The 25,277-nt window shown below is 66.0% G+C and carries 21 protein-coding genes; 11 read left to right on the top strand and 10 right to left on the bottom strand.

Going from position 1 to position 25,277, the window contains the following annotated elements; translation table 11 throughout:
• Positions 1-2: 2 nt before the first annotated feature.
• From SR870_RS12025 to SR870_RS12000, 6 genes are all read right to left on the bottom strand, one after another.
• Positions 3-752: an ABC transporter ATP-binding protein gene (locus SR870_RS12025; RefSeq protein ID WP_322513801.1), complete on the bottom strand. Its 750-nt coding sequence runs from the start codon at positions 750-752 to the stop codon at positions 3-5.
• The gene (locus tag SR870_RS12020) at positions 749-2,050 is read right to left on the bottom strand and encodes a branched-chain amino acid ABC transporter permease (RefSeq protein ID WP_322513800.1); all 1,302 of its coding nucleotides are present in this window, start codon (positions 2,048-2,050) and stop codon (positions 749-751) included. The genes SR870_RS12025 and SR870_RS12020 overlap by 4 nt, the downstream gene beginning before the upstream one ends.
• A complete protein-coding gene (locus SR870_RS12015; RefSeq protein ID WP_322513799.1) occupies positions 2,047-2,994 on the bottom strand; it encodes a branched-chain amino acid ABC transporter permease in 948 nt (315 codons plus the stop codon). The genes SR870_RS12020 and SR870_RS12015 overlap by 4 nt, the downstream gene beginning before the upstream one ends.
• Before the next feature lie 133 nt (positions 2,995-3,127).
• Positions 3,128-4,357: a branched-chain amino acid ABC transporter substrate-binding protein gene (locus SR870_RS12010; RefSeq protein ID WP_322513798.1), complete on the bottom strand. Its 1,230-nt coding sequence runs from the start codon at positions 4,355-4,357 to the stop codon at positions 3,128-3,130.
• A gap of 255 nt (positions 4,358-4,612) precedes the next feature.
• Positions 4,613-7,057 (bottom strand): CoA transferase, encoded by a 2,445-nt coding sequence (locus tag SR870_RS12005; protein WP_322513797.1) that lies wholly within the window; start codon positions 7,055-7,057, stop codon positions 4,613-4,615.
• 59 nt (positions 7,058-7,116) lie between these two features.
• Positions 7,117-7,962 (bottom strand): uroporphyrinogen-III synthase, encoded by an 846-nt coding sequence (locus SR870_RS12000; RefSeq protein ID WP_322513796.1) that lies wholly within the window; start codon positions 7,960-7,962, stop codon positions 7,117-7,119.
• Between the two features lie 130 nt (positions 7,963-8,092).
• Between SR870_RS12000 and purU the strand changes: the two genes are divergently transcribed.
• Positions 8,093-8,956: a formyltetrahydrofolate deformylase gene (gene purU / locus SR870_RS11995; RefSeq protein ID WP_322513795.1), complete on the top strand. Its 864-nt coding sequence runs from the start codon at positions 8,093-8,095 to the stop codon at positions 8,954-8,956.
• Positions 8,957-8,980: 24 nt separating this feature from the next.
• Here the strand turns inward: purU and SR870_RS11990 are convergent, their stop codons facing one another.
• Entirely contained in the window at positions 8,981-9,568 is a 588-nt protein-coding gene (locus SR870_RS11990; RefSeq protein WP_322513794.1) for a DUF2939 domain-containing protein, read from the bottom strand.
• Positions 9,569-9,624: 56 nt separating this feature from the next.
• Positions 9,625-9,933 (bottom strand): hypothetical protein, encoded by a 309-nt coding sequence (locus SR870_RS11985; RefSeq protein ID WP_322513793.1) that lies wholly within the window; start codon positions 9,931-9,933, stop codon positions 9,625-9,627.
• Between the two features lie 403 nt (positions 9,934-10,336).
• Here SR870_RS11985 and SR870_RS11980 point away from each other — a divergent pair, with 403 nt between their 5' ends.
• From SR870_RS11980 to SR870_RS11955, 6 genes are all read left to right on the top strand, one after another.
• A complete protein-coding gene (locus SR870_RS11980) occupies positions 10,337-11,515 on the top strand; it encodes an ABC transporter substrate-binding protein (RefSeq protein ID WP_322513792.1) in 1,179 nt (392 codons plus the stop codon).
• Positions 11,516-11,803: 288 nt separating this feature from the next.
• On the top strand, positions 11,804-12,670 hold the full coding sequence (locus SR870_RS11975; RefSeq protein WP_322513791.1) for a branched-chain amino acid ABC transporter permease: 867 nt from the start codon (positions 11,804-11,806) through the stop codon (positions 12,668-12,670).
• Between the two features lie 4 nt (positions 12,671-12,674).
• Positions 12,675-13,694, top strand: coding sequence for a branched-chain amino acid ABC transporter permease (locus SR870_RS11970; RefSeq protein ID WP_322513790.1), 1,020 nt, complete (start codon positions 12,675-12,677; stop codon positions 13,692-13,694).
• On the top strand, positions 13,691-14,443 hold the full coding sequence (locus SR870_RS11965; RefSeq protein WP_322518178.1) for an ABC transporter ATP-binding protein: 753 nt from the start codon (positions 13,691-13,693) through the stop codon (positions 14,441-14,443). The genes SR870_RS11970 and SR870_RS11965 overlap by 4 nt, the downstream gene beginning before the upstream one ends.
• A gap of 8 nt (positions 14,444-14,451) precedes the next feature.
• Positions 14,452-15,174: an ABC transporter ATP-binding protein gene (locus SR870_RS11960; RefSeq protein ID WP_322518177.1), complete on the top strand. Its 723-nt coding sequence runs from the start codon at positions 14,452-14,454 to the stop codon at positions 15,172-15,174.
• 20 nt (positions 15,175-15,194) lie between these two features.
• Entirely contained in the window at positions 15,195-16,313 is a 1,119-nt protein-coding gene (locus tag SR870_RS11955; RefSeq protein WP_322518176.1) for a cobalamin-independent methionine synthase II family protein, read from the top strand.
• Positions 16,314-16,323: 10 nt separating this feature from the next.
• On the opposite strand, the gene SR870_RS11950 is transcribed toward SR870_RS11955, so the two are convergent.
• Together SR870_RS11950 and SR870_RS11945 are read right to left on the bottom strand one after the other, a co-directional pair.
• The gene (locus SR870_RS11950) at positions 16,324-18,027 is read right to left on the bottom strand and encodes a hypothetical protein (protein ID WP_322518175.1); all 1,704 of its coding nucleotides are present in this window, start codon (positions 18,025-18,027) and stop codon (positions 16,324-16,326) included.
• Positions 18,028-18,039: 12 nt separating this feature from the next.
• Complete coding sequence (locus SR870_RS11945) at positions 18,040-19,350, bottom strand: UDP-glucose/GDP-mannose dehydrogenase family protein (protein ID WP_322518174.1); 1,311 nt, start codon at positions 19,348-19,350, stop codon at positions 18,040-18,042.
• A gap of 192 nt (positions 19,351-19,542) precedes the next feature.
• On the opposite strand from SR870_RS11945, the gene SR870_RS11940 reads away from it, so the two are divergent.
• The 4 genes from SR870_RS11940 to ahcY all read left to right on the top strand — a co-directional run bounded on the left by SR870_RS11940 (position 19,543) and on the right by ahcY (position 25,126).
• Entirely contained in the window at positions 19,543-20,685 is a 1,143-nt protein-coding gene (locus SR870_RS11940) for a GSU2403 family nucleotidyltransferase fold protein (protein WP_322518173.1), read from the top strand.
• Positions 20,686-20,859: 174 nt separating this feature from the next.
• A complete protein-coding gene (locus SR870_RS11935) occupies positions 20,860-22,212 on the top strand; it encodes a hypothetical protein (protein WP_322518172.1) in 1,353 nt (450 codons plus the stop codon).
• Between the two features lie 59 nt (positions 22,213-22,271).
• A complete protein-coding gene (metK, locus tag SR870_RS11930; protein ID WP_322518171.1) occupies positions 22,272-23,468 on the top strand; it encodes a methionine adenosyltransferase in 1,197 nt (398 codons plus the stop codon).
• A gap of 242 nt (positions 23,469-23,710) precedes the next feature.
• Positions 23,711-25,126: an adenosylhomocysteinase gene (gene ahcY / locus SR870_RS11925; protein ID WP_322518170.1), complete on the top strand. Its 1,416-nt coding sequence runs from the start codon at positions 23,711-23,713 to the stop codon at positions 25,124-25,126.
• Positions 25,127-25,277: the final 151 nt, after the last annotated feature.

Genomic DNA, 25,277 nt, shown 5'->3' with positions numbered 1-25,277 from the left:
CATCAGGCAGCCTCCTCGCCGAGATAGGCTTCCTTGACCTTCGGGTTGCCGCGAATTTCATCCGGCGTGCCCGAGGCGATCACCTGGCCGTAGACCAGCACCGAGATGCGGTCGGCGAGGCCGAACACCACGCTCATGTCGTGCTCGACGATCAACAGCGTGCGGCCCTCGGTGAGCCGGCGGATCAGCGACACCGCGCGCTCGGTCTCGGCGTGGCTCATGCCGGCAGTCGGCTCGTCCAGCAGGATGACGTCGGCGCCGCCGGCGATGGTGATGCCGATCTCCAGCGCGCGCTGCTCGGCATAAGTGAGCAGGCCGGCCGGCACGTCGCGGCGCGAGGTCAAATGGATGTCCTCGAGGATCTGCGCGGTGCGCTCGCGCACCTCGGGCAGATTGTCGACGTTCTTCCAGAACGCGTAGCGCTGCCCCGTCGCCCACAGCACGGCGCAGCGCAGATTCTCCCACACCGTCATGTTGGCGAACACGTTGGTGACCTGGAACGAGCGCGACAATCCGCGGCGGTTGATCTGGAACGGGCGCAGGCCGGAGATTTCCTCGCCGCGCAGCAGGATGCGGCCGGAGGTCGGCCGCATGTAGCCGCTGATCAGGTTGAACGTGGTGGATTTGCCGGCGCCGTTCGGGCCGATCAGCGCGTGGCGTTCGCCCTGGGCGATGCTGAGCGTGATGTTCTGGATCACCTTGGTGATCCCGAAACTCTTCTCGACGCCGTGGAGTTCGATCGCATTGCTCATAGGGCATGAACCTTGGCGCGGGCGGCTGTGAGGGTTTCGTCCCAGGTCTGGCCGACGCGGGCCCAGGCCATCCGGCACAGCACGAAGCCGACCACGATCAGCACCGCGGAGATCGCCCAGGTCAGCGGGCTCGCCGCGTTGAACGGGATGCCGAACGCGACCCGGTTCGGGTCCTCGTGCGGGTTGACGGTGTAATGCACGATGGTCTCGATCATCAGCATCAGGCCGGTGACCAGCGCCAGCGTCGGCAGCGCCGCCACCAGATAGCTCGGCAGCATCCGCGACAGCATGCCGGCGCGGATGAGCGGCCGGTGCATCATCAACAGGCCGGTGATGCCGCCGGGCGCGAACAGCACCACGGCGATGAAGAACAGGCCGAAATAGAGCTGCCAGACCTGGGTGAGGTCGGACAGGCCGAGCGACAGGATGGTGACGAAGATCGCCCCGACGATCGGGCCGATGAAGAAGCCGATGCCGCCGATATAGGCCGCGAACAGCACGGTGCCGGACTGCACCGCGCCGAGATAAGCGGAGTTGGCGATCTCGAAATTGATCGCGGCGAGCGCGCCGGCGATGCCGGCGAAGAAGCCCGAGAAGCAGAACGCCAGATAGCGCACAACGTGCGGATCGTAGCCGACGAACTGCACCCGCTCGGGATTGTCGCGCACCGCGTTGCACATCCGGCCGAGCGGGGTCCGCGTCAGCGCGTACATCGCGATGATCGCGATCAGCGTCCAGGCGGCGACCAGATAATAGATCTGGATCTGCGGCCCGAAGGAGAGGCCGAACACCTTGAACAGCTTGGTGCGATTGGCCGAAATGCCGGCCTCGCCGCCGAAGAAGGTGCGCAGGATCAGCGCCGAGGAGGCGACCAGTTCGGCGAGGCCGAGCGAGATCATCGCGAACGCCGTGCCCGAGCGCTGCGTCATCACCCAGCCGATCAATGCTGCGAAGAACAATCCGGCCATGCCGCCGATCAGTGGCACCAGCGGCAGCGGGATCGCCCATTTGTTGCCGCCGAGCAGGTTGATGGCGTGGATCGCCAGGAAGCCGCCGAGGCCGTAATACACCGCGTGGCCGAATGACAGCATGCCGGTCTGGCCGAGCAGGATGTTGTAGGACAAGGCGAAGATGATCGAGATGCCGACCAGACTGAAGGTCGTCATCGATCCGCCGGATGTGAAGATCTGCGGCAGCAGCAGCAATATCAGCGCCGTCGCCACCCAGGTTCCATAGAACTTGAGGCGGTCGGACAGCGCCGGCCGTGGCGGCGCGACGCGGGAGGCGAGTTCGGTCATGTTTCGCGGGTTCCCAACAGCCCCATCGGCCGGAAGATCAGGATCAGCACCAGCAGCAGATACGGCATGATCGGCGCGATCTGCGCGATCGTCACGTTCCAGATGTCGCTGAGCCAGGATTGCGCCAGATCGGGTCCGAGCGGTCCGAACACCGAAGCGAGCGAGCCGTTCACCGAGACCGCGAAGGTCTGCACCAGCCCGATCAGCAGCGAGGCGATAAAGGCGCCCGGCAGCGAGCCGAGGCCGCCGACCACGACGACGACGAACAGGATCGGGCCGAGCATCGCCGCCATGTTGGACTGCGTCACCAGCGACGGACCGGCGATCACGCCGGCGACGGCGGCGAGCGCGGTGCCGACGCCGAATACCAGCATGAAGATGCGTTCGACGTTGTGGCCGAGATGGCCGACCATGTGCGGATGCGTCAGCGCCGCCTGCACGATCAGCCCGATCCGGGTCCGCTTCAGCACCAGCAGGAGGCCGACGAAGATCACGATCGAAACCGCCAGCATGAACATCTTGTAGGCGGGGTAGTTGGTCGAAAAGATCGTGAAGGCGGGAAAGTCGAGCAACTCCGGCGGGCGGAAGTCGACCGGAACCTTGCCCCAGATGATCGACACGATCTCTTCGATCGCGAAGGCCAGGCCGAAGGTGAACAGCAGTTCCGCGACGTGGCCGTTGCGATGGACGCGACGCAGGCCGAAGCGTTCGACCGCGGCGCCGATCGCGCCCGCAAGCAGCGGCGCGAAGATCAGCGCCGGCCAGAAACCGAACCAGCGGCTGATCTGGAAGCCGAAGAACGCGCCGAGCATGTAGAAGCTGGCATGGGCGAAGTTCAGCACGCCGAGCATGCTGAAGATCACCGTCAGCCCGCTCGCCATCAGGAACAGCAGCATCCCGAACAGGACGCCGTTGAGGGTGGAAGTGACGATCAGCTCGAGCATGATGATTTGAAACCGGGTGACGATATGAGTTCGTCATGGCCGGGTTCGTCCCGGCCATCCACGTCTTGTGCGTAGCCACGCCGAAGGGCGTGGATGCCCGGGACAAGCCCGGGCATGACGTCGATTGGGGCCGTTACGGACGGTCCATCTTGCAGGTGGTCGGCAGGATCGTCTTGTCGGTTTCGATCTTGGCGACCTGCTTCCAGCCCCAGCCGGTCTTCTCTTCGTCGAACTGGCCCGCCGGAATCTCGCCGAACGACGAGATGTAGATCGGCTGGAAGAACTGGTGATCGTCCTTCCGCATTTCACCCTGGCCGCCGTTGAACACTTCGAACTTCATGCCCTCGAGCGCCTGCGCCACCTTCACCGGATCCACCGACTTGGCCTTCTCGGCCGCGGCGGCGAACATCCGCATTTCGTTGACGGCGCGCGGGTACCACAGGCTCAGGTCGACCTTGGCGCGGAACGCCTTTTCGAAGTCCTGCGATTCCTTGTGCGCGACGTTGGCGAAGCCTTCGGTGATCTGGAACACCTGATGGTTGAGGCCGGTCTGCTTGATTGCGGTCGGGCCGCCGGCGCCGCCGGCGTAGTAGGTGTACCAGCTCACCTTGAGGCCCGCATCGGCGGCCGCCTTCAGCAGCAGCGCGATATCCTGGCCCCAATTGCCGGTCACCACGGTGTCGGCGCCCGACGCCTTGATCTTGGCGACGTAGGGGGCGAAGTCGGTGATCTTCAGCAGCGGATGCAGCTCGTCGCCGACGATCTGGATGTCCGCGCGCTTCTTGGACAGCATCGCCCGGGCGGTGGTGCGGACCGACTGGCCGAACGAATAGTCCTGGTTGATCAGATACACCTTCTTGATCGAAGGCTGATCCTTCATGTAGTTCGTCAGCGCTTCCATCTTGATGTCGGAGTTCGCATCCCAGCGGAAGTGCCAGAAGCTGCACTTCTCATTGGTGAGCACGGGGTCGACCGCGGCGTAATTGAAGTACAGGACTTCCTTGCCGGGGTTGCGTTCGTTGAACTTGGTGACGAAGTCCGACAGCGCGCCGGCCACCGACGAGCCGTTGCCCTGGGTGACGTAACGCACGCCGGAGTCGATCGCCTTCTGCGCCTGGATCAAGCTTTCCTGCGGATTGGTCTTGTTGTCGAGCGGGACGATTTCGACCTTCTTGCCGAGAATTCCGCCCTTGGCGTTGAGCTCGTCGGCGAGATACTGGAAGGTCTTGAGCCCGCCTTCGCCGACGCTGGCGCCGCCGCCGGACAACGGATCTATATAGCCGATCTTGACTGTTTCTTGAGCACTCGCCGCGGCCCCGAGCATGGGCAGCGCGATTGCGACGGCTGCGAGAAGTCTCTTCATCTTGTTTCTCCCTTGATCCCCTGAGGGTCTTTTTTAGCTTGCAAGCGTGTTAGCGCAGATCGGCCGGGAGTTTCAACCCGCCGATTGCGCTTCTCCTGATTCATACTTATCGCCCGGCATCCGCGGCAGCCGTGGGTCGCATTGTCGCGTCCGGATGTCGGACGCGGCGCATCTCCACTGTCTTGCGCCGACAGGCTGAAAGGCGAAGGGATCGGCTGACTATTTCGTATCGGATCCGGGCCCGGGCAGGCCCTCTTATTCCGCCGCCTGGCGGGCGCCGCCGCTCTTCTTCGTCGTCGCCACGTTTCCGATCACGCCCCGCTCGCGCAGCTTTGCGATCTCGGCACCGCCTAATCCGAGCGCGTGCAGCACCTCGGTGTTGTGTTCGCCGAGCGTCGGCGCCAGCCGCTCGATCGGGTAGGGCCGTTCGGCGAAGCCTTCGCGATACGACACCGAGGGCAGCAGATGCGGCCCCATATACGGGCGGACCACCGGCTGCCAGTGGCCGGTCGCGAGTAGATGCGGATCGCCGACGAGGTCCACCGGCAGCCGCGCGACGCCGGCGGCGATGCCGGCCTCCTGCAGCGTCACCATCGCCAGGTCCGGCCGGACGCCGGAGGTCCAGTGCCGGACCGCGACCTCGATGCGATCCTCGTCGGCGCGACGGCCCTCCGCGCTGGCGAGCGCCGGATCGTGGGCGAGATCGGGGCGATGCATCACCCGGCACAGCGCGGCCCATTGTGCGTCGCTCTGCACCACCAGCGTCACCCACTGATCCTCGCCTGCGCAGGGAAAGCAGCCGCTCGGCACGAAGCGCGGATGCCGGTTGCCGATCCGCGGACTGGTGTGTCCCGTCGCCGACTGCTCGATGATCGAGGCGGCGAGCATCGGCAGCATGCATTCGACCTGCGACAGGTCGATGTGCTGGCCTTCGCCGGTCTTCTTCTGGTGCGTCAGCCCGAGCATCAGCGCGGCGGCGGCGTTCAGCCCGCCGACCGGATCGCCCAATGCGGCGTGCTGCATCGTCGGCGGATCGCCGTCGCGGCCGGTGATCGACGGCAGCCCGGACGCCTGTTCCAGCGTCGAGCCATAGGCGCGCGCCGCGCTCCAGCGGCCGGTGATGCCGAACGCCGGCATCGTCACAATGACGAGCCGCGGATTGATCGCCTGCATCGCCGCGACGTCGAGGCCGAGCCGCGGCAGCACGTCGGCCGCGTAGTTGTCGATCACCGCGTCGGCGTCGGCGAGCAGCCGCGTCAGCACCGCGCGGCCGTCCTCGGTGGTGAGATCCAGCGTGATGCCGCGCTTGTTGCGGTTCATTGTCTGGAACCAGTAGGTCTTCTCGTAGGTGCGTTCGGGATGATACGGCCCGCGCGGATCGGTGCCGCGGAACCAGTCCGGATACTGGCAGGACTCGACCTTGACGATGTCCGCGCCGAGATCGCCGAGCTGGCGCACCGCCGACGGCCCGGCCCAGCCCATGGTGAGATCGACGATGCGGATTCCCGACAGCGGCAACGCCTCGTCCGGTCCCGCGGCGCGTTCGGCGACGCGCCGGCGCGGCGGCAGCTCGGCATCGTCGTGCTCGCCGGCGAGCGGTGCGCGGCCATTGGGCCTGCCGGGCGATCGCGTCAGCCGCTGCGGCAGCACCGGCGCCTCGAACGACGCTGTGCCGATCTCGACTTTCCCGAAAGCGCCGCGTTCGCGCATCACCGGCTGCGCCAGCAATTGCGCCATGTCCGGCACCAGCGCCAGCGGCAGTCGCAATTCCAGGCCGCGCTCGAACCATTCCGTCGCGGTCTTGCGCATCAGCACCGGCCCGATGATCGAATTCAACTCGTCGGCATGGGCGAAGCGATCGTTGGTCGCCGAATAGCGCGGGTCGGGACCGAGTTCGGGCAGGCCGATCATCGCGCAGAAGCCGAGCCATTGCGCCGGCGTCACCACCGTGACGCCGAGCCACCCGTCCTTGGTCGGGTAGTTGCCGACCGGAAAGCCGCGGCCGAACCGGTTCAGTCCGATCCGCGGCCGTGTCGAGCCGGCTTCCAGCGCCAGTGCGATGTCGAATTCGGTGACCTGCAGCATCGCCTCGAAGGCGTTGACGGCGAACCGGCGTGCGCCCTGATCGGCGCGGGCGAACATTCCGGCGAGCGTCGGGATGAAAGCGGTGAGGCCGGCGATCACCGCGATCTGGCCGTCGCGCGGCAGCACCGGCGGGCCTTCCGCCGGGCCGACCAGTTTCACCAGCCCGGCAAGGCTGCGGCAAACCGAATCGGTCGCGAGGTAGTCGCGATACGGGCCGCGCTCGCCGAACCACGACAGCGCGGTGATGGCGAGGCCGGGCTGCGTTTCACGGAGACTGCGATGCGACAGCGCCGAAGCCTCGATCGCGACGGGATGGCGCGAGTCGATCAGCAGGTCGCTGTCCGCAAGTAAGCGTTCGATCCGCGCGACGTCGTCCGGGTGGTCGAGATCCGCAATGATGCTGCGCTTGTTGGTGTTGAGCCAGGCGAAGCCGGCGCTCTCGCGCCGTCCGCCGCTGTCGACCAGCGGCGCGGTCTGCCGTTCTGGATCGCCGCCGGGCGGCTCGACCTTGATGACCTCGGCGCCGAAATCGGCGAACAGCTTGCCGCAGTAAGCCAGCGCGTCGCCGGACCCGATTTCCACGACGCGCAATTCCGACAATGGCAGCGCCCGCATGTCCACCCGACCTTGTTCTTGTTTGTGTGCATCTTGGCGGTGCGGGCGAGGGCGTCAAGTCACGATGATGCTGCACTGCGCGGCGGCCGGCTGCCCAGCGACGCGATCATCGCGCTGATCAGCGGCTTCATGAAGAACGCGCCGTCCGGCGGCGTGATCGCGGGAGTGAGTCCATAGTGCCGCAATTCGTCCGACACCACCGGGCCGACCGACGCGATCGGCGTCGCGTCGAGGCCCTCGCGCAATCGCGCCTCGCAGCCGCGCGCCGCCGCGACATCGAACAGTCGCCGGAGTTGGTTGGAACTGGTCAGCGCGATCGCGTCGACGCGACCTTGCGCCATCTCCTCGATCGCGATGACGACATTCTCCTCCGCGGCGCGCGCGTCGTAGGCATAAGGCAGCACGGTGTCGACCTCAGCGCCCTGCGCCACGATGGCGCCGATCAGCGCGGCGTGATCCTTGTCGGGATAGAGCTGCAGGCCGACGCGACGATCGCGCAGATCGTAGGGCGCGAGCGTCGCGGCGATGCCTTCCGAGGTCGGCGTCTGCGTGGTGATGTCGGCGTCGAGCCCGATCTCGCGCAGCGCACGGCCGGGCTTGGGGCCACGGGCGAACCGCCGGGTCTTTCCGACCGCTTCGACGAAGTCGCGCTCGCGGCCGAGGCTGCGCGCCAGCTTGGCGAGGCGGCGGAGGCCTTCGCCGGTGGTCAGCACCAGATCGTCGAACGGGTTCGCGATCAGCCTGTCGATCCACGCCACCACCGGGGCGGGCTCCGGCGCGTCGACGATCGCGACCATCGGACATTGAAGCACGTCGGCGCCCTGGTCGGCGAGCAGGCGGGAGAACTGCGCTTCCTCGCGGGTCTCCAGAATCAGGATGCGGGTGCCGCCGAGCCGTCCAGCCATGAAAACTCCGCCGATCGCCGTTTATTCGGTCATCTTGCGCCTTTGATCGGGATTGGCGCAAGCCTCGCGCCGATGCTAGAGCAGGGGCCCGAACCGAGTTCCGGCGCCGCCGCTGCTATCAAGATCGCCCATGCCGCATCATCAATACGTGCTGACCCTGTCCTGCCCCGATCGCGTCGGCATCACCGCCGCGGTGACGACGTTCCTGTTCGAGAACGGCCAGAACGTGCTCGACGCGCAGCAATACAACGACATCGAGAGCGGCCACTTCTTCATGCGCGTGGTGTTCAACGCCGCCGACCGGGTGGTGCCGCTGGCGGAGCTGCGCAACGGCTTCTCCGCCGTCGCGGTCAAGTTCACGATGGGCTGGCACATGCGCGACCGCAGCACCCGCCGCCGGGTGATGCTGCTGGTGTCGCAGTCCGATCACTGCCTCGCCGATATTCTGTATCGCTGGCGGATCGACGAGTTGCAGATGATCCCGACCGCGATCGTCTCCAATCATCCGCGCGAGACCTTCAGCGGCTTCGATTTCGGCGAGATCCCGTTCTACCATTTGCCGGTGACCAAGGACACGCGGCGGCAGCAGGAGGCGGCGATCACCGCGCTGATCGCGCAGACCAAGACCGATCTCGTCGTTCTGGCGCGCTACATGCAGATCCTGTCCGACGAAATGGCGGGCCGCCTCGCCGGGCGCTGCATCAATATCCATCATTCGTTCCTGCCGGGCTTCAAGGGCGCCAGGCCCTATCACCAGGCGTTCGATCGCGGCGTCAAGCTGATCGGCGCCACCGCGCATTATGTCACCAGCACGCTCGACGAGGGCCCGATCATCGATCAGGACGTCGAGCGCATCAGCCACCGCGACACGCCGGCCGATCTGGTGCGCAAGGGCCGCGACATCGAACGGCGGGTGCTGGCCCGCGCGATGCACTATCACCTCGACGACCGGGTGATCCTCAACGGTCGCAAGACCGTGGTGTTCGTGGATTGATCGAGCGAACGCACTGACTGCTTGTCACTTCGCCGGCAGCGCTGCCGCCAGATCGCGGGCGACCTTCTCGGGGAGGACCAGGCCCGACATCTTCCACCCGGTGCCGTAGAAATGCACCTTCACGGCGCTGTAGAGCTCCGGTTCGGAGCTTTCGCTGATCCGGATCGCGAATTCGACCGGCTGGATGAATCGAAACCGCTGCAGCAGTGAGAGCACGTTGCCGGTGTCGAGATCGGCGAGCTTCGGAACACCCTCGAACGACGGCAGGCCGTCATTCGCGCCGATTCCGCCGGTCTTCAGGAGCTGCGTCAGACGGTCCGGCGTCAGCATCTTGGCGATCATCGCCTCGGCGAAACCTATTCCCACCCCGCGCACCAGGGTTCGTTCCATCGGGCGAACCTGGCGGCTTTGCCCGATGCGGTCCAGATACGCGCCGACGATCTGATCCGCCAGCGACTGGGTCAGCGACTTCACATCCGTGCGCGCGATCACCGCGGCGCCATCGCCGGATCGTGCGGCGGCGGCGAGGCCAGCCAGCGACACTGCGGCGGATCCCAGATAGATCAGGACGACGATCAGGATCGCGGCGAGGCCGCCGAAGAACCAGCGCATACTTTATTGCTCCCGAGCCCAGCGATCGAACGGCGCGAAGCGGCGATCGTTCCGGTTCAGCGCGGAGCCTCGCCGGCCTGCGTCGCCCCGCCGGTCTCGGCCGCCTTGGCGGCCTCGATCTTCTGGCGCTCGGCGGCGGGCATGTTGCGCAGCCGCTCCTGCTCGCGCATGTAGGCGTCGTACTTGGCCGTGCCGGGGCGCGGCGGCGCGTTCGGCGGCAGGCCGCCGGCCCATTGCGGGACGTGGTCGGCGAGGCCGACAGTGAGTTGTTCATTGATGGTGCCGCAGCCTGCCAGACCACACAGCAGGACGCCGACGGCGACCGTCAGACGCAACGAATGTGGACGCAACGAACTCGTTTGCATTTATATCTTGAAGTCCCGGTTCATCGCCGGTCCGCGGCTGCGGTCCGGCTCGGTGGCGCGAAAGCCCGTCGATCGCGCCGAATGGTCTTTCTGCTATCCGATTGTGGCATACCTGATATTGCACCCATCATCCCGGCTTCCATGGCAATGATATGGCCAGTCCGCCGATCAAAGCCGTGGATTCAGAGGTCGAAGGTTGGAGCCGCGCACCCTTCCGTAGCACGAGACCCTTGGCAATTGGTTGCCGTGGGAGCGCCGGCGAGGTGCGACATCACGCGATGTCCATTCTGATTGCAGGATGGAAGCGCTCCAGCCTTGCAAGACACAGCGGCGCCATCTCGGCTAGGATGCGGACCGGAGCAAAAGCTTCGGACGCGAGGCTCAGGGACAAGGGGAAACGCTCATGCTGATTGGCAGACGAACACTGCTGCAGGCCGCCTGCATCGCTCTCGCAACCACGGCTCCGATCGCTGCGGCACAGGCCGCGGACACCTTCAAGATCGGTCTGATCGTGCCGATGACCGGCGGCCAGGCCTCGACCGGCAAGCAGATCGACAACGCGATCAAGCTCTACATCAAGAAGCACGGCGATACCGTCGCCGGCAAGAAGATCGAAGTGATCCTCAAGGACGACGCCGCGATTCCCGACAACACCAAGCGGCTCGCGCAGGAATTGATCGTCAACGACAAGGTCAATGTGATCGCCGGCTTCGGCATAACCCCGGCCGCGCTCGCTGCGGCGCCGCTGGCGACGCAGGCCAAGGTGCCGCAGATCGTGATGGCCGCCGGCACCTCGATCATCACCGAGCGCTCGCCCTACATCGTCCGCACCTCGTTCACGCTGGCGCAATCCTCGACCATCATCGGCGACTGGGCGGCGAAGAACGGCATCAAGAAGGTCGCGACGTTGACCTCGGACTACGCGCCGGGCAATGACGCGCTGGCGGCGTTCAAGCAGCACTTCACCGCCGGCGGCGGCCAGATCGTCGAAGAGATCAAGGTACCGCTCGCCAATCCGGACTTCGCGCCGTTCCTGCAGCGGATGAAGGACGCCAAGCCGGATGCGATGTTCGTGTTCGTGCCGGCCGGGCAGGGCGGCAACTTCATGCGGCAGTTCGCCGAGCGCGGGCTCGACAAGAGCGGCATCAAGGTGATCGGCCCCGGCGACGTGATGGACGACGACCTCCTGAACAGCATGGGCGACGCCGCGCTGGGCGTGGTCACCGCCCACATGTATTCGGCGGCGCATCCGTCCGCGATGAACAAGGAATTCGTCGCGACCTACAAGAAGGATTTCGGCCAGCGCCCGGGCTTCATGGCGGTCGGCGGCTATGACGGCATCCATCTGGTCTATGAGGCGCTGAAGAAGACCGGCGGCAAGACCGACGGCGATTCGCTGATCGCGGCGATGAAGGGCATGAGCTGGGAAAGCCCGCGCGGCCCGATCTCGATCGATCCGGAGACCCGCGACATCGTCCAGGATATCTACATTCGTAAGGTGGAAAAGGTCGACGGCGAACTCTACAACATCGAATTCGCCAAATTCGACGCCGTGAAGGACCCCGGCAAGACGAAGAAGTAAGGCGGAGCCACGCGTGCTGAGGTCGATACTCCCCGCCACCCCATCCACGTCATGCCCGGGCTTGTCCCGGGCATCCACGAACTGCGGTGCATGGGGCTCGTGGATGGCCGGGACGAGCCCGGCCATGACGTGTTGGGGCGATGGACGTTACGTCGAGGACCATCCACGGTCATTCCGGGGCGCGCGTAGCGCGAACCCGGAATCTCGACCGCGCAACAACCTCTGGATTCCGGGTTCGCTCGCTGCGCGAGCGCCCCGGAATGACACAGCAAGCCGATTGTTTCTGACATGACCTTCCTCACCATCCTGTTCGACGGCATAGCTTACGGCATGTTGCTGTTCGTGCTGGCGTGCGGGCTGGCGGTGACGCTGGGGCTGATGAATTTCGTCAACCTCGCCCACGGTGCGTTCGCGATGGCCGGCGGCTATGTCTGCGCGGTGCTGGTCAACAATATGGGCTGGCCGTTCTTCGCCGCGCTGCCGATCGCGTTTCTCGCCAGCGCGCTGATCGGCGCCTTGTTCGAGCGGCTGCTGTACCGCCACCTCTACGACCGCTCGCATCTCGACCAGGTGCTGTTCAGCGTCGGCCTCGTCTTCATGTCGGTCGCCGCGGTCGATTTCATCATGGGCTCGTCGCGGATCTTCATCAAGCTGCCCGAAGCGCTGCAGGGCCAGATCGACCTGTTCGGCGTCGGCATCGGCCGCTACCGGCTGATGATCATCGTGATCTGCGGCCTGCTCACCGTGGCGCTGCAACTGACGCTGGCCAAGACCCGCTTCGGCAGCCGGCTGCGCGCCGCGGTCGACGATCCGCGCGTCGCCTCCGGGCTCGGCATCAACGTGCCGCAGGTGTTCGCGCTGACCTTTGCGTTCGGGTGCGGGCTGGCCGGCTTCGGCGGCGCGCTCTCCGCCGAGATCCTCGGGCTCGATCCGTATTTCCCGCTGAAGTTCATGATCTACTTTCTGATCGTGGTCACCGTCGGCGGGTCGTCGTCGATCACCGGGCCGTTCCTCGCATCGCTGCTGCTCGGCATCGGCGACGTCGCCGGCAAATACTATCTGCCGAAGATGGGGCCGTTCATGATCTACACCATCATGATCGTGATCCTGATCTGGCGTCCCAACGGCCTGTTCGGCCGCACCGCGGCGCGGTGACCGCATGACCGCGCCCGCTGACAATGTCGGCTTCCACGCCCGCCGCACCGCGCGCTGGCACCCGGCCGAATTCGTGTTCTGGATCGTGCTGATCGGCTGCGGCCTGCTGTTTCCGTCGCGCTATCTGATCATGACCGAGATCCTGCGGATCGGCCTGTTCGCGCTGTCGCTCGATCTGATCCTCGGCTATGCGGGCATCGTCTCGCTCGGCCACGCCGCGTTCTTCGGCGTCGGCGCCTATGCGGCCGGCCTGATGGCGCTGCACGGCCTGGTGCCCGAGCCGGTGCTGGCGCTGCTGGTCGCCGGTCTGATCGCCGGCGTGCTCGGCTTCGCCACCAGCTTCCTGGTGATCCGCGGCGTCGATCTCACGCGGCTGATGGTGACGCTCGGCATCGCGCTGCTGATGGAGGCGCTCGCCGAGCGGTTCTCCGACATCACCGGCGGCTCCGACGGCCTGCAGGGCATCGTGATGCAGCCGATCCTCGGCCTGTTCGAGTTCGACATCTTCGGCCAGGTCGGGTTCTGGTACAGCGTCGCGGTGCTGTTCGTGTTGTTCCTGCTGGCGCGCCGCGTCGTGCATTCGCCGTTCGGCCTCAGTCTTCGCGCGATCCGCAACAATCCGCTGCGCGCCGCCGCCGTCGGCATCCCGGTCAACCGGCGGCTGGTCGCGATCTACACGCTCGCCGCGGTCTATGCCGGCATCGCCGGCGCGCTGTTCACCCAGACCACCCAGCTCGCTTCGCTCGACGTGTTCTCGTTCGAGCGCTCGGCCGATCTGGTGCTGGTGCTGGTGCTCGGCGGCACCGGCTATCTGTACGGCGGCATGATCGGCGCGGTGATCTTCAAGATCCTGCAGGAGATCTTCTCGACCATCACGCCGCAATACTGGCTGTTCTGGATCGGGCTGGTGCTGGTCACAATCGTGCTGATCGGCCGCGAGCGGCTGGAGCGCTGGGTGATGTTCGTGCCGCGCAAGGTTATCCGCGCGCTGCGCCGCGCCAAGCCGAGCGGAGGCGCGGCATGACGCTGGCGCTGCAGACGATCGGCCTCGACAAGCATTTCGGCGGGCTCCACGTCACCCGCAGCCTCTCGCTCAATGTCGAGGCCGGCGCGCGCCACGCGCTGATCGGCCCCAACGGCGCCGGCAAGACCACGGTGATCAACCTGCTCACCGGCGTGCTGAAGCCGGACGGCGGCCGCATCCTGCTGGAGGGGCAGGACATCACCACGATGCCGGTGCACAGCCGCGTGCTGCGCGGGCTGTCGCGCACCTTCCAGATCAATCAGCTCTACGCCGACCTCACGCCGCTGGAGACCATCGGCCTCGCGGTGTCGGAGCGCTCCGGCCACGGCGGCGATTGGTGGCGGCGGATGGGCACCCGCGCCGACATCAACGGCGAGATCGCCGACAATCTGGCGCGCTTCCATCTGCTCGACGTCATGAACGAGCCGACCGGCCGGCTGCCCTACGGCAAGCAGCGCCTGCTGGAGATCGCGGTGGCGATCGCCACCAAGCCGCGGGTGCTGCTGCTCGACGAGCCCGCCGCCGGCGTGCCGGAGAGCGAGCGTCACGACATCCTCGCCGCGGTGGCCAACCTGCCGCGCGACGTCACCGTGCTGCTGATCGAGCACGACATGGATCTGGTGTTCTCCTTCGCCGACCGGATTTCGGTGCTGGTCTCCGGCGCGCTGCTGGTCGAAGGCTCGCCCGAAGAGGTCGCGCGCGATCCGCAGGTCAAGGCGGTGTATCTCGGCGAGGACGCCCATGGTTGAGCTTCCAAATGTCTGAGCTGCTTGCGATCGACAGACTGCGCGCCGGCTACGGTGAGGCCGTGGTGCTGCCGGAGCTGTCGCTGCGGCTCGACGAAGGCCAGGCGCTGGCGCTGCTCGGCCGCAACGGCACCGGCAAGACCACGCTGATCAATTCGATCGTCGGCGTCACGCGGCGGTTCTCCGGAAGGATTTCGCTCGGCGGCGTCGACGTCACCGCGTTGCGGCCGGATCAGCGCGCCCGCGCCGGGATCGGCTGGGTGCCGCAGGAGCGCAACATCTTCAAGTCGCTCACCGTCGAGGAGAACCTCACCGCGGTGGCGCAGCCGGGCCCCTGGACGGTGGCGCGGATCTACCAGATGTTTCCGCGGCTGGAAGAACGGCGCGGCAATTTCGGCAACCAGCTCTCCGGCGGCGAGCAGCAGATGCTGGCGATCGGCCGGGCGCTGATGCTCAATCCGAAGCTGTTGCTGCTCGACGAGCCGACCGAAGGGCTGGCCCCGATCATCGTCGACGAACTGATGACCGCGCTCGGCGCGATCACCCGGGCGGGCGGAATCTGCTCGATCATCGTCGAGCAGAACGCGCGAAAAATCCTCGGGCTCGCCGATCGCGTTGTGATATTGGAGCGCGGAGCGATCGTCCATCAGGCGACCAGTGCGGCGCTGAAGGAAGATCCCGCGACCCTGGAACGTTACCTCGGCGTCTCCAGCGCCGCCGGTGCAAAAAGCTGATCCTGATTGGGAGTGAAACGATGCAGAGAACCAGAGCCCCGTTCCGAGCCGACGAGGTCGGCAGCCTGTTGCGCCCGCAGAGCATCAAGGAGGCGCGCGCCAGGCTGGAGAAGGGCGAAATCACCGCCGCCGATCTGAAGAAGATCGAGGACATGGAAATCGAGAAGGTCGTCCACAAGCAGTCGGCGATCGGCCTCAAGCTCGCCACCGACGGCGAGTTCCGCCGCTCCTGGTGGCACTTCGATTTCCTCAGCCATCTGACCGGCTGCGAACTCTATCATCCCGACACCGGCATCCAGTTCGCCGGCGTGCAGACCCGCAACGATTCGATCCGGGTGATCGGCAAGCTCGACTTCCCCGACGATCATCCGATGCTCGATCACTTCCGCTTCCTGAAGAAGCACGCCGACACGGCGCACGTCACCGCCAAGATGACGATCCCGTCGCCGGCGGTGCTGCATTTCCGCGGCGGCCGCAAGGCGATCTCCAAGGAGGTCTATCCGGATCTCGACGGTTTCTTCGAGGACCTCGCCAAGACCTATCGCAAGGCCGTGAAGGCGTTCTACGACGCCGGCTGCCGCTATCTGCAGTTCGACGACACCGTGTGGGCCTATCTTTGCTCGCAGGACGAGTTGGAGAAGGCCCGCGCCCGCGGCGACGATCCGGACAATCTGCAGCAGATCTACGCCCGCGTGATCAACTACGCGATCGCCGAACGGCCCGCCGACATGGTGATCACCACCCACGTCTGCCGCGGCAATTTCCGTTCGACCTGGATCTCCTCCGGCGGCTACGAGCCGGTGGCCGAAACGCTGCTCGCCGGCATCAATTACGACGGCTATTTCCTCGAATACGATTCCGAACGCGCCGGCGGCTTCGAGCCGCTGCGCTTTTTGCCGAAGGGCAACAAGGTCGTGGTGGTCGGCGTCATCACCTCGAAATTCGGCGAGCTGGAAAAGAAAGACGACATCAAGCGTCGTCTCGAGGAAGCGGCGAAATTTGCGCCCTTGGAACAGCTCGCGCTGTCGCCGCAATGCGGCTTCGCCTCGACCGAGGAAGGCAACATCCTCAGCGAGCAGGAGCAGTGGGACAAGCTGCAGCTCGCGGTCGAGGTCGCGCGAGAAGTCTGGGGCAAGTAGGCGCCCGCGCTCAGTCGCGCACGCGCACGCGCCAGCGCCGGTCGGTCTGGTCGTAGCTGCAGACGCCCGTCAGCCGGTGGGCGTCGATCCAGCGCTGCACCGCCGGCAGATAGCCGGCGTCGTAATTCCAGAAGCCCCAGTCCGGCGGAAACACGCCGGACGAGCCGTTGAGCGTGGGCAGGCCGGTGGCCTGCGCGATCGCGAGCGCGTCGAACTGGAACAGGCGGAGGTCGGTGGGGCGATCGATGAAGAACGACCGGCAGTCCGCCGGTGCGGGCGGCATCGACGCCAGCAGCGCCCGCTGGCCGCTGCGGGTCAGCACGCTGCGATTGCGGTTGAGCTGCTCGGCCGCGCACAGCGCCAGCAGCAAGCCGGCCGGCACCACCCGCTTGAGGCGCGCATCCGGCCTGGCCGCGGCGATCCAGCGGTCGAGCGCGAGCGCGAGGCCGCAGACCACCCAGAGATTGACCAGAAGCTGAATCCGGCCGCCGGTGCGGATCGCCACTGCGCCGGGAATGGTCTTGTACAGCAGCGCGAACGCGCTGGTGCCGCCGACCTGCACGGTCAGGAGCCAGCTCAGCACGAAGACGCCGAGGCTCGCCCAGACGAACAGCGCCTCCCAGCGAGGTCGCGAGGCGGCCGCGGCCGGGTCGCGGCGGAGCAGGCCGGTCGAGAAGCCGACGAAGGCCAGCAGCAGGATCGGCGTCACCGCCAGCCCGCGTTCGCCGTCGTCGCTGACGACGGGGCCGACCATCTCCCGCACCAGGCTGCCCCACATCAGGTTGTGACGGGAGACGTTGAGAAGGTCGATCGGGTGCGGGGCGAAGGCGAGGTAGTCGGCGAACGAACGGCCGGGGAAGATCGCCAGCACCGGTCCGTAGATATAGACGAATGAAGACAGGCCGATCACGAAACCCGCGGCTGCGACCGCCGATAGCCCGGCCAGCGCAACGCCGCCGCGCCGATCGATCGCAATCGCGCCGCGGCGCAGCGCGATGACGCCGGCGCAGATCGCCGCGATCAGCAAGGTGAGTGCGAACAGCCACGCCACGTAGTAGGCGCTGCTGAACAGCAGCGCATAGAGCAGCCCGGCGACGAAGCCGCGCAGATAGGACCATCGGGTCGGCCGGGGAAATCCGTCGAACGCCCACAGCGCGAGCAGGCCGATCACCGGCACCCAGTACAGGCCGAAGAAATTCAGATGGCCGATGCTGGCCTTGAAGAACAGATTGTTCGGGAAGGTGATCAGGAGGGCGGCGGCGAAGGCGATCAGCGGGGTGACCCGGAAATAGCGCAGCAGCACCACGGCCGCCGCGGCGAAGCACATCAGCGACAGCGACACGTCCAGCAGCAGCATGGCCAGATAGGCGTCGGCGCCGAGGCTGCGAAACAGCGAATACGGCAGGACGTCGAGCAGAAACGAATCGGTGAAGCCGAGCGTCAGGCGCTGCGGGTGGAAGTAATCGGGCGAGCGGAATGCGGCCGCGCCGCGCAGCCAGTCGTACAGATGCTCGTGTAGGAAGGTGATCAGCCGGCCATCGCCGAGATCGCCTGTGACGACGTCGAGGCGCGACGCCCAGCTCTGGCGAAAGAACACCATCGCGCCGACCAGCCAGAACGCGCCGCCGGCGAGGGCGAGGCGGATCGCGTTCATCCCTGAGGCGCCCGCGAAGCCGCCCGGCCGGACATCGACGCCGCTCGGACGCGCCCGCACGGCCTGTCTCCGCTACGCGCTGCCGCGTCCGACGCTGTGATACACGAAGCCGTGCTCGGCCATCTGGTCGGCGCGGTAGACGTTGCGCAGATCGACGATCACCGGCTGCCGCATCGCGGCTTTGAGCCGCGGCAGATCGAGCGCCCGGAACTGCACCCATTCGGTGACGATCACCAGCGCGTCGGCGCCCTCGGCGCAGGCATAGGCGTCGTCGCAATAGGTGATGTCCGGCAGTTCCGCCTTTGCCTGCGCCATGCCGACCGGGTCGAAGGCGCGGACCTTGGCGCCCATGTCCATCAGCCCGGTCACCAGCGGGATCGACGGCGCCTCGCGCATGTCGTCGGTGTCGGGTTTGAAGGTGAGGCCGAGCACCGCGACGGTCTTGCCGCGCAGGCTGCCGCCGAGCGCGTGCGCGACCTTGCGGGCCATCGCGCGCTTGCGGTTGTCGTTGACCGCGAGCACCGCCTCGACGATCCGCAGCGGCACCTCGTGATCGGCCCCGATCTTGACCAGCGCGCGGGTGTCCTTGGGAAAGCACGAGCCGCCGAAGCCGGGGCCGGCGTGCAGGAATTTCGGCCCGATGCGGTTGTCCATGCCGATGCCGCGGGCGACGTCCTGGACGTCGGCGCCGACCTTCTCGGCCAGATCCGCCATCTCGTTGATGAAGGTGATCTTGGTCGCCAGAAACGCGTTGGCGGCGTATTTGATCAGTTCGGCGGTGCGCCGCTCGGTGTACATCAGCGGGCCCTGGTTCAGCGACAGCGGCCGATAGATCTCGCCGAGCACCTTCCGCGCGCGCTCGTCGGAGGTGCCGATCACGATCCGGTCGGGGAACTTGAAGTCGCGGATCGCCGCGCCCTCGCGCAGGAATTCCGGATTGGATGCGACCGCGGCGTCGGCGTCCGGATTGGTCTCGCGGATCAGCCGCTCGACCTCGTCGCCGGTGCCGACCGGGACCGTCGACTTGGTGACGACGACGGTGAAGCCCTTCAGCGCCGCGGCGATCTCGCGCGCCGCCGCATAGACGTAGCTGAGATCGGCGTGGCCGTCGCCGCGCCGCGACGGCGTGCCCACCGCTATGAATACCGCGTCGGCTTCGCCCACCGGCGCCGTCAGATCGGTGGTGAAGCCCAGCCGTCCCGCCTTGACGTTGGCCGCCACCAGCTCGTCGAGCCCGGGCTCGTAGATCGGGATCTCGCCGCGATGCAGCGCTGCGATCTTGTCGGCATCCTTGTCGACACACATGACGTCGTGGCCGAAATCGGCAAAGCAGGCCCCCGACACCAGCCCCACATAGCCGGTTCCGATCATCGCTATTCGCATTTCACGCTCTTTTGGCTGCGAACCGGCAGATCGCCGGCATCTGTGCCTCTTAGCAGACCGACCCCGGTTTAAAAATAACAGGAGATTAAGTCCAGTGGGTTATACTATCTTTGCGAATTTAGTATAACTTCGGGCTCTGCGAACTTTATTCTCGTTATATTATTTTCGCGAATATAGTATAACGAGGTTCCCATGGCGGTATCCGCAGCGCTCGATATCTCATACCAGACCCTCTACTCTGAACTGGTCCAGCGCTGCCTGGACGACAGCTTCACGTCCGAGTTTTCTGCCGCCGGACGATTCGTCGCCGTGAAGGTGAAGAATAGGAAATACTGGTACTTCGACACTCCAAATCCCGAATCTGGCGCACAGAAACGGCGATACGTCGGCCCCATCGACGATCCGGACATCACCAAGCGCGTCGAAGCGTTCAAGGATCTCAAGGCCGACCTGAAGGGGCGCCGCCGTTTGGTCGCAACGCTGACGCGCGAAGCCTATTTGCCCCGGCCGCTGATGACGAGCGGCCAGGTGGTCGAGGCACTGGCGAAGGCCGGCTTCTTCCGTCTCCGAGGGGTTCTCATCGGGACCGTCGCGTACCAATGCTATCCCGGCGTGCTCGGCCGCCGCCTCGCTGCCATCGCGATGCAGACCGGCGACGTCGACTTCGCCCAATTTCATGAGATTTCGGTGGCGGTCGGCGATAGCCTCCCGCCGATCCTGGACGTTCTTCGCCGCATCGACGAAACCTTCCGCGAAATTCCCGGCCAGATGGACGGACGCGGCTCTACGCAATTCGTCTCACGCAACAGCTTCAAGGTCGAATTCCTGACGCCGAACCGCGGTCCGGACGATATCGCGGGCAAGCCGGTCCAGATGCCGGCATTGGGGGGCGCCGCGGCATTCCCGCTGCGCTTTCTCGACTTCCTGATCCGTCATCCGGTTCGGGCCGTGCTGCTGCACGGAGCCGGCGTGCCGGTTCTCGTTCCGTCCCCCGAACGCTACGCCGTGCATAAGCTCATCGTCGGATCCCGCCGAAGGGAAGACCAAGACGCCGCCAACAAGGCGGCCAAGGATCGCCTTCAGGCCAAATCCATCATGGAGGCGATGATCGCCAACCGGCAGTCGGACGATCTGGCCGCCGCCTATATGGAGGCCTGGGACCGCGGTGATCATTGGGTCGCCGCGATCCGCACCAGCCTGGCGACATACGACGATCAGTTCCGTAGCTTGTTCGGGGCCGAAGTCGGCAGGGGCATCAAGAACAACGGCGGCGAACCAGGCGACTACGGACTCGACGACAAACCGAAGGAAGCGGCCACGCCGGGGCCGCGATAGAAATGGCCGGATGGTTCGCCCCGTCGAAGGCGGCTGGCCGGTCAGTATCGTGGCGATCTGCGCCGACGGCCTTTGAGCGGGTGGCTCGCGGCGGACCGACCCGATATTGCATTCCGGCAGTGGGCAGGCCATGGTGCGGCCCTGACCTGAAAGTCATCTGCCCACCGCCGGATCATGAAGAACGACCAGCTCCTCGGCCGGATTTCCGACTATTGCCGCCAGGCGGGGATGGCCGAGACCACGTTCGGCCGCCGCGCCGTCAATGACGGCAAGCTGGTGCAGCGGCTGCGCGAGGGCAAGCGCATCACCGTGGATACGCTGGAGCGGATCGAGGCCTTCGTCGCGGCCGGGCTCGGCACCGCGCCGCCGCCGCGCGGGCTGGTGGTTCCGCCGGAGCGGCGCGACCCGCGCAGCAATTTCCGTTTCTTCGAGAACCGCCAGAAATATCTGCTGTTCGTCCACACCTGCAGCGAAAAGCGCGTGGTCGCCGACCGCGTCGCGCTGGAACTGGGCAGCATTCATCCGCGCCCCCCGGCGCTGCGGGTGTTCGACGCCGGCTGCGGTGACGGCACCGTGCTGGCGCGGGTGCTGCGGGCGATGCACCACCGGTTTCCGCACATGCCGTTCTACGTCGCCGGCAAGGAGCTCAGCGTCGAGGACGTCCGGCTGACGCTCGACAAGGTTCCGGACCGGCTGTTCGAGCATCCGGCGACCGTATTTGTTCTCACCAATATGTATTACGCCGAAGCGCCATGGCTGACGCCGGCCTCGCCGGCGGCGGCCGCCGGGATGATCTGGCACGAGGTGCCGCTGCGCGGCGCGTCCTCCGGCGAATTCGAGGCGCAGATCGCGGAACTCGCGCCGTTTCTGCAGGAAAACTGGCGAGCCAGCGTCTCGCCGCGTTCCGGCATGCCGGTCTATGAGCGGCCGGTGGCGATCGTGCTGTACCGCGAGGACCACCGGTTCCTGCTCGATTCGGTGATCCCGCGGGCCGGCCGGACCGAGGCGAATTTCGACCTGATCATCGCCTCGCAGCCCTACCGGGCCAAATCCAGCGTGAATTTTCGCGCCAAACGCATCATTGCGCCGCTGGCGCGGGCGCTGCGGGCGGGCGGCCGGCTGATCGGAATCCACTCCCACGGCCACGATCCGGGGCTGGAAATCGTCCGCTCGGTCTGGCCCGAGGAAAATCCTTTTTCGGTCGGCCGGCACGAGTTGTTGCGCGCGGTCAAATACGAACTGGGCGCAGCCGGTAGAGATCTCAATTTTAACGCTTATGCGGATAGCCGGTCGATCTTTCGTTATGATATGGAAGCGCTGCCAAACGAGGTCACCGGGTCGATCGGCAATTCGACTGCCTTTGCGGCCTGGAATGCGGCGGTGTATGTCGCCCAGATCGAGGACGATCGACTAACGGAAATGACCCAGGGCGGCCAATATCTCGATGCCACCAGAGAGGTTCTGCGCAAGCACAGCGGGCTCTGGTTCTACGACGAATCCTACGTCATCTCGCGCCGTCGCGACTGACACTTCAGGGATATCATTCACGAAAGCGCCGCCGGGGTCCGGCGGATAAGGGGTTGGTGATGCGCGCGTCTTATCTGTTCACGAGTGAGTCGGTGTCGGAAGGTCATCCGGACAAGGTCTGCGACCGGATTTCCGACGAGGTGGTCGATCTGTTCTTCCGCGAGGGGCCGAAGGCCGGCATCGATCCGTGGGCGATCCGCGCCGCGTGCGAGACGCTCGCAACCACCAACAAGGTGGTGATCGCCGGCGAGACCCGGGGACCTGCCTCGGTCACCAACGACCATATCGAGCAGGTGGTGCGCGACGCCATCAAGGACATCGGCTACGAGCAGGACGGCTTCCACTGGGAGAACTGCGACATCGAGATCCTGCTGCATCCGCAATCGGCGGACATCGCGCAGGGCGTCGACGCGCTGCAGCCCGGCACCAACAAGGAAGAGGGCGCCGGCGACCAGGGCATCATGTTCGGCTACGCCACCAACGAGACGCCCGACCTGATGCCGGCGCCGATCTTCTACGCCCACAAGATCCTGCGGCTGATCTCGGAAGCCCGCCACTCCGGCAAGGAGAAGGTGCTGGGCCCCGACAGCAAGAGCCAGGTCACCATCCAGTACGAGAACGGCAAGCCGGTCGGCGTCCGCGAGATCGTGGTGTCGCACCAGCATCTGGTCGAGGACATGACCTCGAACCAGGTCCGCGAGCGGGTCGAGCCCTATGTCCGCCAGGCGCTGCCGGACGGCTGGATCACCGACAAGACGATCTGGCACATCAACCCGACCGGCAAGTTCTACATCGGCGGTCCGGACGGCGACACCGGCCTGACCGGCCGCAAGATCATCGTCGACACTTACGGCGGCGCGGCGCCGCATGGCGGCGGCGCGTTCTCCGGCAAGGACCCGACCAAGGTCGACCGCTCGGCCGCCTATGCGTCGCGCTACCTCGCCAAGAACATCGTCGCGGCCGGCCTCGCCGACCGCTGCACCCTGCAGCTCGCTTACGCCATCGGCGTGGCGCGGCCGCTGTCGATCTACATCGACACCCACGGCACCGGGAAGGTCTCCGAGGACCAGCTCGAAAAGGCGGTCGCCGAGGCGATGGACCTGACGCCGCGCGGCATCCGCAGCCATCTCGACCTCAACAAGCCGATCTACGCCCGGACCTCCTCCTACGGCCATTTCGGCCGCACCCCGGACGCCGACGGCGGCTTCTCCTGGGAGAAGACCGATCTTGCCGACGCCCTCAAGCGCGCGGTTTAAGCAACCACGGCTTCTGAACCTCTCCCCGCTTGCGGGGAGAGGTCGGCCCGGCATCGCGCAGCGAAGCCGGGCCGGGTGAGGGGGCGCCTCCGCGAGGCCGAGCCGCTCTGGCGCGCGGAGACGCCCCCTCATCCCACCCTTCTCCCCGCCCGCGGGGAGAAGGAGCAGGCAGTGCCTCAAAGTGCCCCAATCAGTTTGTAGTGCTCAGTCCCACTGACACCGACATCAGGAAACCCATCCGCATGACCGCCAAGTTCACCGATTACATCGTCAAGGACATCGGCCTCGCCGACTTCGGCCGCAAGGAGATCTCGCTGGCCGAGACCGAAATGCCCGGCCTGATGGCGACGCGCGAGGAATACGGCCCCAAGCAGCCCCTGAAGGGCGCGCGGATCGCCGGCTCGCTGCACATGACGATCCAGACCGCGGTGCTGATCGAGACGCTGGTGGCGCTCGGCGCCGACGTGCGCTGGGTGTCGTGCAACATCTACTCGACCCAGGACCACGCCGCCGCGGCGATCGCCGCCGCCGGCATTCCGGTGTTCGCCATCAAGGGCGAGAGCCTGGAAGATTATTGGGACTACACCGCCCGGATGTTCGACTGGCACGGCGGCGGCACCCCGAACATGATCCTCGATGACGGCGGCGACGCCACCATGTACGTCCATCTCGGCCTGCGCGCCGAAAACGGCGACACCGCCTTCCTCGACAAGCCCGGCTCCGACGAGGAAATCATCTTCTTCGCGCTGTTGAAGAAGCAGCTCAAGGACAAGCCGAAGGGCTACTTCGCCGAGATCGCCAAGAACATCCGGGGCGTCTCCGAAGAGACCACCACGGGCGTGCACCGCCTCTACGACATGCAGAAGGCCGGCACGCTGCTGTGGCCCGCCATCAACGTCAACGATTCGGTCACCAAGTCGAAATTCGACAACCTCTATGGTTGCCGTGAATCGCTGGTCGACGGCATCCGCCGCGGCACCGACGTGATGATGTCCGGCAAGGTGGCGATGGTCGCGGGCTTCGGCGACGTCGGCAAGGGCTCGGCGGCCTCGCTGCGCCAGGCCGGCGCCCGCGTCATGGTGTCGGAAGTCGATCCGATCTGCGCGTTGCAGGCGGCGATGGAAGGCTATCAGGTCGTGACCATGGAAGACGCGGCGCCGATCGCCGACATCTTCGTCACCGCCACCGGCAACAAGGACATCATCACCATCGAGCACATGCGTGCGATGAAGGATCGCGCCATCGTCTGCAACATCGGCCATTTCGACAACGAGATCCAGATCGCGCATCTCAAGAACATGAAGTGGGACAACATCAAGCCGCAGGTCGACGAGATCACCTTCCCGGACGGCAAGCGCATGATCCTGTTGTCGGAAGGCCGCCTGGTGAACCTCGGCAACGCCACCGGCCATCCGTCCTTCGTGATGTCGGCCTCCTTCACCAACCAGACGCTGGCGCAGATCGAACTGTTCGCCAACAACAAGGACGGCAAGTACAAGAAGGAAGTCTACGTCCTGCCGAAGTCCCTCGACGAAAAAGTCGCCCGCCTGCACCTCGCCAAGATCGGCGTCAAGCTCACCGAATTGCGCAAGGACCAGGCCGACTACATCGGCGTCAAGGTCGAGGGGCCGTTCAAGGCGGATCATTACCGGTATTGAGAAGGGAAGGGCGGCGGGCGCTGCGCGCGACCGCCGCCGTCGCCGGCAGCGTTCACCTGGCGCTGCCGCCGTCGTTCTCGCACAGCGTCATGGCCGGGCTCGACCCGGCCATCCATCGGACAACAAGAAGCCCCGGAGCGATGCTCCGGGG

This window comes from Rhodopseudomonas palustris (assembly GCF_034479375.1).
GTDB lineage: Bacteria > Pseudomonadota > Alphaproteobacteria > Rhizobiales > Xanthobacteraceae > Rhodopseudomonas > Rhodopseudomonas palustris_M.
Note: the sequence above shows the minus strand (reverse complement) of the source record. Positions and strands in the feature narration are given on the sequence as shown.

Bases quoted from the DNA above. Each gene is read 5' to 3' on its own strand.
- SR870_RS12025 (WP_322513801.1), bottom strand. From the start codon at position 752: ATGAGCAATGCGATCGAACTCCACGGCGTCGAGAAGAGTTTCGGGATC.
- SR870_RS12020 (WP_322513800.1), bottom strand. From the start codon at position 2,050: ATGACCGAACTCGCCTCCCGCGTCGCGCCGCCACGGCCGGCGCTGTCC.
- SR870_RS12015 (WP_322513799.1), bottom strand. From the start codon at position 2,994: ATGCTCGAGCTGATCGTCACTTCCACCCTCAACGGCGTCCTGTTCGGG.
- SR870_RS12010 (WP_322513798.1), bottom strand. From the start codon at position 4,357: ATGAAGAGACTTCTCGCAGCCGTCGCAATCGCGCTGCCCATGCTCGGG.
- SR870_RS12005 (WP_322513797.1), bottom strand. From the start codon at position 7,057: ATGCGGGCGCTGCCATTGTCGGAATTGCGCGTCGTGGAAATCGGGTCC.
- SR870_RS12000 (WP_322513796.1), bottom strand. From the start codon at position 7,962: ATGGCTGGACGGCTCGGCGGCACCCGCATCCTGATTCTGGAGACCCGC.
- purU (WP_322513795.1), top strand. From the start codon at position 8,093: ATGCCGCATCATCAATACGTGCTGACCCTGTCCTGCCCCGATCGCGTC.
- SR870_RS11990 (WP_322513794.1), bottom strand. From the start codon at position 9,568: ATGCGCTGGTTCTTCGGCGGCCTCGCCGCGATCCTGATCGTCGTCCTG.
- SR870_RS11985 (WP_322513793.1), bottom strand. From the start codon at position 9,933: ATGCAAACGAGTTCGTTGCGTCCACATTCGTTGCGTCTGACGGTCGCC.
- SR870_RS11980 (WP_322513792.1), top strand. From the start codon at position 10,337: ATGCTGATTGGCAGACGAACACTGCTGCAGGCCGCCTGCATCGCTCTC.
- SR870_RS11975 (WP_322513791.1), top strand. From the start codon at position 11,804: ATGACCTTCCTCACCATCCTGTTCGACGGCATAGCTTACGGCATGTTG.
- SR870_RS11970 (WP_322513790.1), top strand. From the start codon at position 12,675: ATGACCGCGCCCGCTGACAATGTCGGCTTCCACGCCCGCCGCACCGCG.
- SR870_RS11965 (WP_322518178.1), top strand. From the start codon at position 13,691: ATGACGCTGGCGCTGCAGACGATCGGCCTCGACAAGCATTTCGGCGGG.
- SR870_RS11960 (WP_322518177.1), top strand. From the start codon at position 14,452: ATGTCTGAGCTGCTTGCGATCGACAGACTGCGCGCCGGCTACGGTGAG.
- SR870_RS11955 (WP_322518176.1), top strand. From the start codon at position 15,195: ATGCAGAGAACCAGAGCCCCGTTCCGAGCCGACGAGGTCGGCAGCCTG.
- SR870_RS11945 (WP_322518174.1), bottom strand. From the start codon at position 19,350: ATGCGAATAGCGATGATCGGAACCGGCTATGTGGGGCTGGTGTCGGGG.
- SR870_RS11940 (WP_322518173.1), top strand. From the start codon at position 19,543: ATGGCGGTATCCGCAGCGCTCGATATCTCATACCAGACCCTCTACTCT.
- SR870_RS11935 (WP_322518172.1), top strand. From the start codon at position 20,860: ATGAAGAACGACCAGCTCCTCGGCCGGATTTCCGACTATTGCCGCCAG.
- metK (WP_322518171.1), top strand. From the start codon at position 22,272: ATGCGCGCGTCTTATCTGTTCACGAGTGAGTCGGTGTCGGAAGGTCAT.
- ahcY (WP_322518170.1), top strand. From the start codon at position 23,711: ATGACCGCCAAGTTCACCGATTACATCGTCAAGGACATCGGCCTCGCC.